The organism is Accumulibacter sp., assembly GCF_023806635.1.
In the GTDB taxonomy this organism is placed as follows: Bacteria; Pseudomonadota; Gammaproteobacteria; order Burkholderiales; family Rhodocyclaceae; genus Accumulibacter.
On sequence record NZ_JAMTDQ010000101.1, the window covers coordinates 1 to 12,792 of the forward strand.

General features: G+C 67.4%; 9 protein-coding genes. 6 read left to right on the forward strand and 3 right to left on the reverse strand.

From position 1 onward, the window contains the following. The 4 genes from NFW30_RS17520 to NFW30_RS17535 all read left to right on the forward strand — a co-directional run. The coding region (locus NFW30_RS17520) for an enoyl-CoA hydratase-related protein (RefSeq protein WP_295372396.1) at positions 1-1,958 on the forward strand (1,958 nt) is incomplete at its 5' end. A 20-nt stretch (positions 1,959-1,978) separates the two neighbouring features. Further along, entirely contained in the window at positions 1,979-3,181 is a 1,203-nt protein-coding gene (locus NFW30_RS17525; protein ID WP_295357031.1) for an acetyl-CoA C-acyltransferase, read from the forward strand. 141 nt (positions 3,182-3,322) lie between these two features. Further along, complete coding sequence (locus NFW30_RS17530) at positions 3,323-3,940, forward strand: DUF2802 domain-containing protein (protein ID WP_295357028.1); 618 nt, start codon at positions 3,323-3,325, stop codon at positions 3,938-3,940. Positions 3,941-3,964: 24 nt separating this feature from the next. Continuing rightward, complete coding sequence (locus NFW30_RS17535; RefSeq protein ID WP_295357025.1) at positions 3,965-4,615, forward strand: SPOR domain-containing protein; 651 nt, start codon at positions 3,965-3,967, stop codon at positions 4,613-4,615. Between the two features lie 4 nt (positions 4,616-4,619). On the opposite strand, the gene NFW30_RS17540 is transcribed toward NFW30_RS17535, so the two are convergent. After that, positions 4,620-4,961, reverse strand: coding sequence for a tetratricopeptide repeat protein (locus NFW30_RS17540; protein WP_295357023.1), 342 nt, complete (start codon positions 4,959-4,961; stop codon positions 4,620-4,622). A gap of 134 nt (positions 4,962-5,095) precedes the next feature. After that, on the reverse strand, positions 5,096-6,508 hold the full coding sequence (locus NFW30_RS17545) for an outer membrane protein transport protein (protein ID WP_295357020.1): 1,413 nt from the start codon (positions 6,506-6,508) through the stop codon (positions 5,096-5,098). Between the two features lie 246 nt (positions 6,509-6,754). On the opposite strand from NFW30_RS17545, the gene NFW30_RS17550 reads away from it, so the two are divergent. Beyond that, positions 6,755-7,138, forward strand: coding sequence for a RidA family protein (locus NFW30_RS17550; RefSeq protein ID WP_295357018.1), 384 nt, complete (start codon positions 6,755-6,757; stop codon positions 7,136-7,138). Further along, positions 7,138-9,183 carry an ATP-dependent DNA helicase RecG gene (gene recG, locus NFW30_RS17555; RefSeq protein WP_295357016.1) on the forward strand — a complete coding sequence of 682 codons (2,046 nt, stop codon included), beginning with the start codon at positions 7,138-7,140 and terminating at the stop codon, positions 9,181-9,183. Before NFW30_RS17550 ends, recG begins: the two co-directional genes overlap by 1 nt. A gap of 436 nt (positions 9,184-9,619) precedes the next feature. Here the strand turns inward: recG and NFW30_RS17560 are convergent, their stop codons facing one another. Continuing rightward, the gene (locus NFW30_RS17560) at positions 9,620-12,763 is read right to left on the reverse strand and encodes a PAS domain S-box protein (protein ID WP_295357013.1); all 3,144 of its coding nucleotides are present in this window, start codon (positions 12,761-12,763) and stop codon (positions 9,620-9,622) included. Between the last annotated feature and the right edge of the window lie 29 nt (positions 12,764-12,792).

The window sequence follows — 12,792 nt, forward strand, 5'->3', positions numbered from 1 at the left end:
GCATCCACTTCTTCAATCCGCCGCGCTACATGCATCTGGTCGAACTGATCGCCACGCGGGGTACCGACGCGGCCCTGCTCGACGATCTCGAGTCGTGGCTGGTGTCGCGTCTCGGCAAGGGAATCGTGCGCGCACTCGACACCCCGAACTTCGTTGCCAACCGCGTCGGCGTCTTTTCGATCCTCGCCGTGATGCATCACACGCAGCGGCTCGGTCTCGGCTTCGACGTCGTCGACTCGCTGACCGGTCCGATCATCGGCCGGCCAAAGAGCGCCACCTATCGCACGGCAGATGTCGTTGGCCTCGATACCCTGGCGCACGTCATCAAGACCATGCAGGACACCCTGCCGGCAGACCCGTGGCACGGCTACTACGGCGTGCCGGCCTGGCTGGCGGCGCTGATCGGCAAGGGCGCGCTGGGGCAGAAGACGCGCGCCGGCATCTTCCGCAAGGAGGGTCGCGCGATCAAGGTGCTCGACCTCGCGCTGCAGGACTACCGCGACAGCGCCGGTGAGGTTGATGGCGGCGTCCTGGCAATCCTGAAGCAGCGGGATCCGGCAGTCCGCTTTGCCCAGTTGCGCGCCAGCGAGCATCCGCAGGCGCAGTTCTTGTGGGCGATCTTCCGCGACATCTTCCACTACACGGCTTTCCATCTCGCCGACATCGCCGACAACGCCCGCGACCTCGACTTTGCGATGCGCTGGGGCTTCGGCTGGGCACAGGGTCCCTTCGAGACCTGGCAGGCGGCAGGCTGGCGCTCGATTGCCGAGGCGGTGCGGGCGGACATCGAGGCCGGTCGGGCGATGAGCCAGGCGTCCTTGCCGGCGTGGGTTTTCGGCCGCGTCGCCGACGAGGGCGTGCACGGCCCGCAGGGCTCGTACTCTGCCAGCGCCGACGCCTATCGTCCACGTTCGACCCTGCCGGTCTATCGGCGCCAGCTCTTTCCCGAACGCGTGCTGGGCGAGACGGCCATGGTCGGGGAAACGGTCTGGGAGAACGACGGGGTGCGTCTGTGGACCCTGCCGCAGGTAGACGACGGCATTGCCATCGTCAGCGTCAAGTCGCGCAACCACACGCTCGGTCGCGACGTCATCGTCGGCATGCAGGAAGCGGTTGCCCGCGCCGAGGCCGATTATCGGGGTCTGGTCCTGTGGCACGAGGCGCCGTTCGCCTTCGGTGCGAATCTGAAGGAGGTCGCTGAAGCGATCCAGGCCGGCGACTTCGATCTCCTCGAAAAGTACGTTGCGGAGTTCCAGAACACTTCGATGGCGCTCAAGTACGCCAAGGTGCCGGTGGTTGCCGCGGTGCAGGGCATGGCTCTCGGTGGTGGTTGCGAGTTCCTGATGCACGCTGCGAAGCGGGTGATCGCACTCGAGAGCTACATCGGTCTCGTCGAGGCCGGCGTCGGCCTGATCCCGGCGGGCGGCGGCTGCAAGGAGTTCGCCATCCGTGCCGCGCAGGCGGCGGCGAAGACCGGCGGCAACGATCCCTTCGAATTCATCCAGCCGGTGTTCCTGACCATCGCCATGGCGACGGTCTCGAAGAGTGGCGCGCAGGCGAAGGAACTGGGTTTCGCCGTCGACACGGACAAGGTCGTCTTCAACGCGCACGAGCTGCTCTACGTTGCATTGCGCGAGGCGCGCGGGCTCGCCGAGGCCGGCCATTACCCGCGGCTGTCGCCGCGCGGGGTCAAGGTTGCCGGGCGAACCGGCATCGCCAACTGCGAGATGATGCTCGCCAACATGAAGGAGGGCGGCATGATCTCGGCGCACGACTACGCCGTGGCGCGAGCCGCTGCGACTGCCCTGTGTGGTGGAGAGGTCGAGACCGGATCACTGGTCGACGAACGGTGGCTGCTGACGGTCGAGCGCAAGCTCTTCGTCGAGTTGCTGAAGAACCCGAAAACCCAGCAGCGTATCCAGCACATGCTGGAAACCGGCAAGCCACTGCGCAACTGAGCGCGCCAGGAGAACAGAACATGAGCAAACAGATTCAGGACGCCTACATCGTCGCCGCGACGCGACTGCCGGTCGGTCGGCGCAAGGGCATGCTCGGTCACGTGCGACCGGACGACATGCTGGCACATGCCATCCGCTCGGTGCTGGCGCAGACGCCCGGGCTCGATCCGGCGCTCGTAGAGGACGTCATCGTCGGTTGCGCGATGCCGGAGGCGGAGCAGGGGATGAACGTCGCACGCATCGGCCTGCTGCTCGCCGGCATGCCGAACAGCGTACCCGGTGTCACGGTGAACCGCTTCTGCGCTTCCGGTCTGCAGACCGTCGCCATGGCCGCCGACCGCATTCGCCTCGGCGAGGCCGAGGTGATGGTCGCTGGCGGTACCGAAACGATGTCGTTGATGAACCAGATGACCGGCAACAAGACCGCGCTCAACCCGGCCATCTTCGAGAAGGAAGAGAACTACGCGATCGGCTTCGGCATGGGGATCACCGCCGAGAAGGTGGCCGCGCAGTGGCAGGTATCGCGCGAGGATCAGGATGCCTTTGCCGTTGATTCGCACCGCAAGGCTTGTGCCGCGATCGATGCCGGTCACTTTCGCGCCGAGATCACGCCCTACGCCGTGAAGAGGCGGCTTCCCGACTTGGCGAGCGGCGCGGTGAAGGTGGCGGAGTATCTTGCCGAAAACGACGAGGGACCGCGCCGCGACAGCAGCATCGAAGGGCTTGCCCGACTGCGGCCCGTCTTCGCTGCCCGCGGCACGGTGACTGCCGGCAACAGCTCGCAGATGTCCGACGGGGCGGCTGCCGTATTGCTGGTTTCGGAGCGGATCCTGAAGCAGTTCGATCTGCAGCCGCTGGCGCGCTTCGCCGGCTTCTCGGTGGCTGGCGTCGCGCCGGAGATCATGGGCATCGGCCCGGTCGAGGCGATCCCGCGCGTTCTCAGGCAGGCGGGAATCAGCCAGCACGAGGTGGACTGGGTCGAACTCAACGAAGCCTTCGCGGCGCAGGCGCTGGCGGTGATGCGGACGCTCGATCTCGATCCGGCGAAGGTCAACCCGCTGGGTGGCGCCATCGCTCTCGGTCACCCGCTCGGCGCGACCGGTGCCATCCGCACGGCGACCCTGCTGCATGGCCTGCGTCGTACGCGCCGGCGCTACGGCATGGTCAGCATGTGCATCGGCACCGGCATGGGCGCGGCAGGGCTGTTCGAGTCGATCCAGTAGCCGTTTTCGTCGCGGTGCTCGCGGGCCTCGTCCGGCAAGCCGGGCGAGGCCCCTTTGCTTGCCGGTTCGAGCGATACGCAGGGCAATTGCGCAAGCCGGCCCCTGCGGCGGAGTCTGGCATAATGTCGGGCGGATACCGACATGGGGCACGGCATGGATCTCGATCTACTGGGCAGGCTGGGCTGGCGAGAAGGCTTGATCGCGATCATCGTCCTGCTTGTTCTGTACATCGTTGTTCTCTTTGTCCGCATGCGTCGCCTGCAGGATGCCGCAGTGGCCATGCCGTCCCCGGCAGCGCAGTCGGCAGTGGCTGCTTACACGGCCATCCAGGAATCCGGATCGGCCGAACCGCCGGTGCAGGATCCTCCGCTGCTGCCGCAGCAACCTGCGGACGCACTGCCACCGGCGGCTGCCGAACCCGCCGTCGCGGTGCGCGCCGATGCCGGTAGATCCAGCTTTCCCTGGAACGAGCCGCCGCCGCAGATTCCTGGCCAGGAGCTGATCGATGCCCTGCAGCGAGACGTCTATCAGTTGCGTTGTGAGGTCGATGAGTTGCGTGCCGAAGTACTTGCTGCGCGCGAGGATTTCCGGCAGGTTGCGAAGGGGACGGCGCCGAGCGCGCCGCCGCTGTACAACGATGCCATGCAGATGGCGATCCAGGGTCATGACGCCACCGCCATCGCGCACCGCTGCGGCATTGCCCGCGCCGAGGCCGATCTGGTTGTCGCGCTGGCGCGCAATCGGCGAGATGGTCACTGATCCGCCGCAAGACGGTCGATGGCCATGAGACAGCGCACCAATCCGGTCGGAGGTGCCGCGAAAGCGACGGCGCAGCTCGGCCGCCCCGTGGCAGCAGACGGGCGAAAGGCGGCCCTTGAAAGCCAGTTGCGTCGGCGGATCGGTCTGGCAGGGTTGCTGATCGTGCTCCTGTCGGCGGCGTTGCCGTTGCTGGATGACCTGACGCCGGCCGAAGAAGCGGCGAGCTTCAGTCCGTCGTACACCGAACCCGTCCCGGTAAGGAAGAAGGAGCAGGCGCCGCTGCCCACGGTCCAGCCCGCTGCCGAGACACCGGTGGTCGTGCCGCTGTTTGCCGAACCACAGGCCAGCGGTGCGGCAATCGAAGCTTCGCTGGCGGCGGCCGAGGCGGCGGTGTCGTCAGGCGGTGCCCTCGCCGGCGAGACGCCGGCTGCCGCAGCCGCTGCAACATCGCATCCGTCGTCGGGGCTCCGACTGCAGACCAGCTTCCTGCCCGACCGGCGCCGCGCCGAAGAACTGCAGGACAGTCTGGCTCAGGCCGGCATTCCGGCGAGCGTCGAAACACGCCTGCATGTGGGCCCGTTCCGCACGCTCAGCGAGGCCGAGGCAGCGCGCCGGGAAATACAGAAGCGGGGCATCGACGCCATCATCGTTCCAGGCCAGGGCGGCCAGCCATAGCGGGTCAGCGGCCTGCTGCCGGTAGCTGGCGGCGCAGGCGCCGGGCGAAGACGTTCATCTCGCGTGCGGCCTGAACGTCGCCTCGCGCTTCGGCAACGGCGATCCCCTGCTCGTATGCAGCCAGCGCTTCGCTGGCCTGACCGTCTTCGGCGAGCGCCTTGCCAAGCAGCTTCCATGCTGCCGAGTACGCGGCGTCGCGTTCGACCGCTTCACGCAGGCGAACCGCTGCCTGCGCAAAGTCGCCTGCCCGCAGGTGCTCGTTGCCCAGTGCGTAGCGCAACAGGGCGCCGTCGCGCGGCCCGCCAAGCAGTTTTTCCAGGTTGGTGATGACCGGCGTCGCCGTCATGTCATGGCCGAAGATGCTCGGGACAACCGAGCGCCCGCCGCGAACGACCGGCGCTGCGCGCCGAAGACCGCGGCAATCGGCGGGCGAAAGGAACGCGCGACCGCTGGGCGCCTGCGGTCGCGGGTCCGGAAGGGCTAGAAACTGTAGCTAGCCTGTACGGCAAGGACGTTCACGTTGTTGCTGTAGTTCCCCTTGAGCCAACCGTAGGACGCCACGTTGGCTGCCTGGGTCGCGTTCATGCCGCCGCTGTCGTTGATCGACGAGTCCTTGACCCAGATGTACGTGTAACCGGCATCGAACACCAGATCCTTGGTGGGCTTGTACTGCGCACCGATTGCCAGCCAGGTGCGGTCGTTGTCGGGCAGCCGCGGAGTGCGGTATTCGGAGCTGTCCACCGGCGACTGGTCGTAGGCGATGCCGGCGCGCAACTTCCACTGGTCGTTGAACTGATAAGCACCGCCGAGCGCCACCCGCCAGGTGTTGCGCCAGTTTTCCTCGGTGCTCGACAGGGTGCGCCCGGCTGCCGCGCCATCCGTGCGGACGAAGGTCAGATCCTGGATCTTCGCCCAACCGGTCCACGAGATGTCACCCATCATCTCCCAGCGGTCGCTGAGTCGCTGCCAGGCGCTGAGGATCGCCGTGTCGGGCAGCTTGATGTCGGCCTTGACGTTGCCGTTGTACAGGCCTGCGGCAAGCGCCGCGTTGGCAGCGGCGTTGCCACCCGGCCCCAGGGTGGTGACCGTCGGTCGCCAGAACTTGACGTCACCGGTGACCTTGAAGTCGACCGCCGAACGATACGACAGGCCGACGCGTGTGGACTGAGACGGCTGGAACATGGCGCCCAGGTTGTAGCCCCAGCCCCAGTCATCACCTTCGATCCTTGCCCAACCCTCGAGGTTGCGCAGCGCACCGGCCGGGCCGCACAAGGCCGGAGCGCCGAGCCCGGAACACAGCGCGCCGCTGGCGTTGACATTGTTGCTGAAGGTGCCATCGAGTTTCATCGCGCTGATGCCGAGGCCGAAAGCCCACTGCTCGTTCGGCTTGAACGAGATCGACGGGTTGATGTTCATCGTCGCGACGTCCGAGTTGAGGGCGCGGAAGCGGCCCGTCCAGCCCTTGTCGTACTCGGTGGCCAACCCAAATGGCGCATTGACGCCAAGGCCGACGCTGATCTGGTCGTTGATCGGCAGCGCGAAATACATCGCCGGGACATACGCCCAGCCGCCTGCGTCACCGCCGTTGCCCGCAGCGCCATAGATCCCGGCCGGGTTGATCGAACCGTCGTTGCTGAAGCGTGCCGACGGCTTGATCGCGCTCAGCACGCCGACGACCTGCATCTTCCCTTTCGGCAGGTAGGCCATCCCGGCGGGATTCCAGAAGATGGTGCTGGCATCCTCGGCCACTGCTGCCGATCCGGCAAAAGCCACCCCGAGGCCGCTGGCATTTTGCTCCATCAACTGGAAGCCCGAGGCGCCAGCATGACCCGACAAGGACACGGCGATCAGCGCCGGTATCGTTCGAACCGCAAAAAGCCCACTCTTCAACATTTCCGAGTCTCCCCAAAGAAGAATTATCGACGGCTGCCATGCCCCGGACGCTGCTCCATGCACCGTTCGTGGGATTGTACACACGAGTACGCACGAACTCAGGCAGATGTTTCAAATGGTTGTGTCGGTTGTTGTTTTCATGCAACACGGAATGGGTGCCGGTGCATCGATCCCGACGATGGTTCTCTCATTGCCGGCGGTTTATCATCCCCGCTTTCAATCCGATACGTGGTGGAGGAGCGCAGCATGAAGATAACGATCGTTTCGACGCCGCTGGCACCGGCAGCGATTGGCACCTACTCGCAGGCGCTGCGGGTCGGCGACACTGTCTACCTCTCCGGGCAGATCGGTCTCGACCCGGCGACGATGAAGCTGGCTGACGGTATCGATGCGCAGATCGTTCGCGTCTTCGACAACCTGAAGGCGGTTGCGGAGGCGGCCGGCGGCTCGCTGGCCGACGTCGTCAAGCTCAACATTTACCTCACCGATCTCGTCCATTTCGCGACGGTGAACGAGGTGATGGGCCGTCTTTTTGCCGAGCCTTTCCCCGCCCGAGCCGCCGTTGGCGTTGCCTCGCTGCCACGCGGCGCGCTGGTCGAGGCTGACGCCATCATGGTCATCGGCGGCTGATGTCGGCGGCGGATGCGATCGATGCACCGCCAGCGATCCGCAACCGGCTGCGCAGGCTCGGGCTGGAGCGGCCTGCGGACCTGGTCCTGCATCTGCCGTTGCGTTACGAAGACGAGACGCGCGTCACCGCCATCGCCGGGGCGCCAACGGGGGTGCCGCTGCTCGTCGAGGCAGAGGTGCTCGATCTCGCTGTCGGAAGGGAGTCGCGCCGCCAGCTCGTGGTTCGGGTCGGTGACGCGAGCGGGGGCATTCTCGCCCTGCGCTTCATCCGCTTCTACGGCAGCCAGCAGCGGGCACTCGAAGCGGCCTGCGCCGCCGGTAGCAGGTTGCGCATATTCGGCGAGATCCGGGATGGCTTCCACGGACCCGAGATGGTCCATCCCCGCTATCGAATCGTCGCCGTCGATGAGCCTCTGGCGCAGTCGCTGACACCCGTCTACCCGGCGACCGCCGGTCTCGGCCAGACGACGTTGCGGCGGCTGATCGCCCGTGCGCTGCAGGCTGCCGATCTCGGCGAACTGCTCGACGCGGACTGGTGTCGGGCACAGGCGCTGCCTTCGTTTGCCGCGGCAGTCTCGCTGCTGCACGCGCCGCCACCGACGGTCGCGGAGTCAACCCTGCAGGATCGCAGCCACCCGGCCTGGCGACGCATCAAGTTCGACGAACTCCTCGCGCAGCAGTTGTCGCTGCGCCGCGCCTATCTCGCGCGACGTCGACAGCATGCGCCCGCCCTGCCCGCGGCCGGGCAGCTGGCGCGGCGCCTCGAGCGTTCGTTGCCCTTTGCCCTGACGGCTGCGCAGCGCCGGGTCGCCGGGGAAATCGCCGGCGATCTGGCGCAACCCCGCCCGATGCAAAGACTGCTGCAGGGTGATGTCGGTTGCGGCAAGACGATCGTCGCGGCTCTGGCGGCGTGCCAGGCGATCGAGGCGGGTCATCAGGTGGCACTGATGGCGCCGACCGAAATCCTGGCCGAGCAACACTTCCAGAAGCTGCGCACCTGGCTGGAGCCTCTGGCCGTCGAGGTGCTGTGGCTGACCGGCAGCCTCGCTGGCAAGCTCAAGCGGCAGCGGCGCCAGCAGACGGCAACGAGTGCACAAATGGTCGTCGGCACGCATGCGCTGATCCAGGAAAGCATCGACTTTTCCCGTCTCGGGCTGATCATCGTCGACGAGCAGCATCGTTTCGGGGTCCGGCAGCGCCTGGAGTTGCGGCGCAAGGGCGGCAGTCCGCACCAGTTGATGATGTCGGCGACGCCGATCCCGCGTACGCTGGCGATGAGCTATTACGCCGATCTCGACGTCTCGTTCATCGATCAGATGCCGCTGGGTCGCTCGCCGGTCAGGACCCGCCTGTTCTCCGCCGATCGCCGTGCGCAGGTCGTCGCCGCGGTGCGCGCTGCGGTCGCCGGTGGCCGCCAGGCCTACTGGGTCTGTCCGTTGATCGAGGAGTCGGACAAGGTCGATCTGCAGGCCGCCCTCGATACGCATGCGGCCCTCGGCGCCGAACTCTCCGACCTGCGCATCGGGCTGGTTCACGGCCGCCTGCGCAGCGAGGAGAAGGCGGCGGTGATGGCCGCATTCGTTGCCGGCGAGATCGACCTGCTGGTGGCGACGACGGTCATCGAGGTCGGTGTCGACGTGGCCAATGCCAGCCTGATGATCATCGAGCATGCGGAGCGCTTTGGTCTCGCTCAACTGCACCAGTTGCGCGGCCGTGTCGGTCGTGGCGCACACGACTCGGTCTGCGTCCTGCTCTACCAGCCGCCACTTTCCGCCAGCGCGCGCGCGCGCCTGAAGATCATCTTCGAACACAGCGACGGCTTCGAGATCGCTCGCCAGGACCTGCGCCTGCGTGGCCCCGGTGAATTCATCGGCAGCCGGCAGTCAGGAGAACCCTTGCTGCGCCATGCCGATCTGGAGAAGGACGCCGATCTCGTCGAACTGGCGCACGCGATGGCGGCGCGCCTGCTGCGTGACAGCCCGGAGCAGGCCGGGCGTCATCTGCAGCGGTGGCTGGGCGACCGCGAGGATCTGCTGCGCGCCTGAGCGTTTCCTGCCGCGGCTGGCGTCGCCGGTGCGCTGGCTCGCGCCGACGCCGGCAGACCGTCCGCGCTGTCGGCGAGGTGCCGGATCGGCTGGCCCAGACACGGTCGCAGTGCGGTGATGACGCGCAGCTGAGGCGGAAGCGGGCGATGACGTCGTCCAGCCGGCCGGCAAGCGGTTCCGGTGCGCTGGCTGCAGCGGCATGGGCAGTCCTCGTTGTTTCGTCTCCTGGTTCATCGAGGTGATGTGCTGCAGGTGACGGACGGGTTTCCGTGCTCGCAGGGCATGGGAAATCCGGACGCCGCGAAGACAGGGGAGCAGAGAGACCTGCGCCAGACGCGCCCGAGGTCGCGCCCGCAGCGCGCGATCGGCAGCCATCGGGAAGCAGGGACGAGCGGGAACCGCCAGCCCGCTGCCGCCTCGGCACTGCGTAGACTGCTCAGTCCGTCGATGGGTCGGAACGGCCCTCTGGCGTTGCCGGGAAGTCTTCGGTCAGCGACCACAGGGTTGCCCGCGCCTCCTCGTGCCGGAACTCGGCGATCTCCGACAGCAGGCGGTCGACCGCCGGGCCCAGTCCGGCACGCAGGAGCGGAGCCTCCGCCTGCGCCAGGGCGTGGCTGGCGATGTCGCCGGCCGTCAGCAGGGCGTCCAGTCGCGCCCGTACCTCGGCGAGGCGGGCGGGATCCGCGACGCCGGCCGGCACCGGTGCGGCTTCGTCGACCCGCGCAGCGCGCAGGCCATCCAGCAGGGTGGTCAGCGCGGCGCTCAACGCGGCGGCCAGGATCGCTCGGGCGGCCGGGTCGACACCCTCGGCGATTGCCCGCTGCAGCGCCTCGGCCGGCCGCTGGATGCCGATCGCCCCGATGTTGCCGGCCGCACCGATCAGGCCGTGGGCGAGCCGCCGGACGGCTTCCCAGTCGCCCGCAGCCACCCACTCCGCCAGCCGCTCCGGGTCGGGGCCGTGGTGGGCGAGGAACAGCGCCAGCAGCCGGCGATAGCTGGGCAAGCGGCCGCGCACGGTGGCCAGACCACGGTCCAGGTCGAGCCCGGGGAGCGCGGCCAGTCGGGTCTGCTCGGCCTGCTCATCGGCGAGCGGCGCCGTCAGCGCCTCGCCTGTCGCCGCCGCCGGCTCGGGCAGCCAGGCGAGCAGGGTGGCATGGAGGGCGTCGGGGTCGACCGGTTTGGCGACAAAATCGTTCATCCCGGCGTCGAGACAGGCGCGGCGATCGTCGGCGAAGGCGTTGGCGGTCATCGCCAGAATCGGCGTGTTCTCGCAGCCGGCGATCCGCCGGATTGCCACTGTCGCAGCCAGTCCGTCCATTTCCGGCATCTGCACGTCCATCAGCACCAGCGCGTAGGCCGTTCGCCGTGCCCGCTCAACCGCCTCGACGCCGTTCGCCGCCAGATCGACTGCGAAACCGGCCCCGTGCAGCAGGTCGAGGGCGACCTCCTGATTGATCGGGTTGTCTTCCGCCAGCAGCACCCGCGCGCCGGCTCCCCGCCGCCGCAGTTCCCGCTCGACCACCGCCGCGGCGAGGGTTGGCGAGACGACGGTCCGGGGCTGCCCGCGCCGCAGCCGGGCGGTGAGCCAGAACGTGCTGCCCACCCCGGGCTCGCTCTCCACCCCCACCTCTCCCCCCATCAGCTCGGCCAGCCGCCGGGCGATGGCCAGGCCCAGCCCGGTACCGCCGTGCCGCCGCGTGGTCGAGACGTCTGCCTGTTCGAAGGCGGCGAAGATCCGGCGTTGCTGGTCGGGGGTCAGGCCGATGCCGCTGTCCCGTACTTCGAAGCGCACCAGCAGGTCGTCTTCCCGCTCCTCGACCAGCCGTGCACGCAGGCTGACGCCGCCGCGCTTGGTGAACTTGACCGCATTGCCGGCGTAGTTGAGCAGCGCCTGCCGCAAGCGGGTGGCATCGCCCCGCAGCCAGAGCGGCACGCAGCCCGTGTCGATCTGCACCGCCAACCCTTTCTCCCTGGCGGCGTCGGCGATCAGCGAGCGGACCTGGTCGAACAGCGCGCCGACCGCGAAATCGCGCTCTTCCAGATCCAGCTTGCCCGCCTCGATCTTCGCCAGGTCGAGCAGGTCGTTGAGAATGTTCAGCAGGTGGCGGCCGGCGGTGGCGATCCGGTTCAGCCGCTCGATCTGGTCAGGCGTCGCCCCGCTCTGCCGCAGCAGATGGGCCAGCCCGAGGATGGCGTTGAGCGGGGTGCGGATCTCGTGGCTCATGTTGGCCAGAAAGGCGCTCTTGGCCCGATTGGCGGCATCGGCCTCGTCGGCGCGGCGCGCCAGTTCCACGTTCAGCGTCCGGATTTGCTGCTCGCGCTCCTTGCGCTCGCGGTTGTCGAACAGCGTCGAGCGACTGAACAGAAAGCGACCCTGATCATCGCGCACCGCCGTGGCGCTCAACACCACCGGCAGCGGGGAACCGTCCTTGCGCACCATCTCGAATTCGAGGTCGTGGACGTAACCGGTCCGCTTGAAGCGAGGGAAATTCTCGGCAAACAGCATCTGGCTGGCTGGCGTCATCAGCTGCTCGGCGCGCAACCGTCCGACAAGCTCCTCGCGATCGTAACCGAGCATCGCGAGTTCGGTGTCGTTGATGGCGATGAAGGTACCGGCCGGATCGAGCGAGTGGTAGCCGCAGGGCGCGTTGTTGTACAGATCGGCAATTTCGGCGGACCGCTCCGCCAGGATGCGGTTTGCCTCCCGCAGCTCGGCGGTGCGTTCGGTTACCCGCCGCTCGAGGTCGGCATTGAGGCGACTGATCTCTTCCTCGGCCCCCTTGCGGTCGCTGATGTCGGTGGCCACTCCGGCGAGCCCGATGACCTCGCCGGCGGCATTGCGCAGCGGAAACTTGGCACTGATCACCGTCTGCGACACGCTGCCGGTCTTGTTCGCGACGAACTCTTCGAAGGTCCGCGATGTCCCCGTCGTCATGATCTCGCTGTTGATGGCCCGCAGGCGGTCCGCAAGGTCGCGCGGAAAGACATCGTCGAGGGTCTTGCCGATCAGCTCGTGCTTGGGCAGTTCGTAGAAACGAGCCATCGCCTCGTTGACCAGTGTGAAGCGGTGGTGCCGATCGAAAGCGAATATGCTCGCCGGCGTGCTGTCGATGATGTTCTGCAGCAGGTTGCGGCTTTCGCTCGCGGCCTGTTCGGCGTGCTTGCGTTCGGTGACGTCGCTGCCGATAGCGAGAATCTCCGTCACCTGGCCGCGCGCGTCGAGGATCGGGCGGTTGGTCCAGTTCATCCAGACCCGGCGGCCATCGCGGCAGATGTTTTCGTTGACGTTGCTCGCATAGCGATCCGGGTGCGCCACGAGGTCCTGGACGAGGGCCGTCAGGTCGGCGCCGCTGGTATCCCGCTCGGGTAGCAGGATACCGACGTGCTGGCCGAGCGCCTCGTCGGCATGCCAGCCGAAAAACGCTTGTGCGTATTCGTTGAAGAAGGTGATCGTGCCGTCGCGCGACCAGCGGATGATGGCGCTGTTGGCGTTCTGGACCAGTTCGCGGTAGCGGTGCTCGCTCTCGCGCAACGCTTCCTCGGCCTGCTTGCGCTCGGTGATGACGTCGAACACCGCCACGAAATGCTCCTTGCGCGGGCTGTACACCG

Excerpts from the sequence above, each read along its gene's own strand:
- NFW30_RS17550 (WP_295357018.1), top strand. The coding sequence starts at position 6,755 with ATGAAGATAACGATCGTTTCGACGCCGCTGGCACCGGCAGCGATTGGC.
- NFW30_RS17530 (WP_295357028.1), top strand. The coding sequence starts at position 3,323 with ATGGGGCACGGCATGGATCTCGATCTACTGGGCAGGCTGGGCTGGCGA.
- NFW30_RS17525 (WP_295357031.1), top strand. The coding sequence starts at position 1,979 with ATGAGCAAACAGATTCAGGACGCCTACATCGTCGCCGCGACGCGACTG.
- NFW30_RS17535 (WP_295357025.1), top strand. The coding sequence starts at position 3,965 with ATGAGACAGCGCACCAATCCGGTCGGAGGTGCCGCGAAAGCGACGGCG.
- recG (WP_295357016.1), top strand. The coding sequence starts at position 7,138 with ATGTCGGCGGCGGATGCGATCGATGCACCGCCAGCGATCCGCAACCGG.
- NFW30_RS17540 (WP_295357023.1), bottom strand. The coding sequence starts at position 4,961 with ATGACGGCGACGCCGGTCATCACCAACCTGGAAAAACTGCTTGGCGGG.
- NFW30_RS17545 (WP_295357020.1), bottom strand. The coding sequence starts at position 6,508 with ATGTTGAAGAGTGGGCTTTTTGCGGTTCGAACGATACCGGCGCTGATC.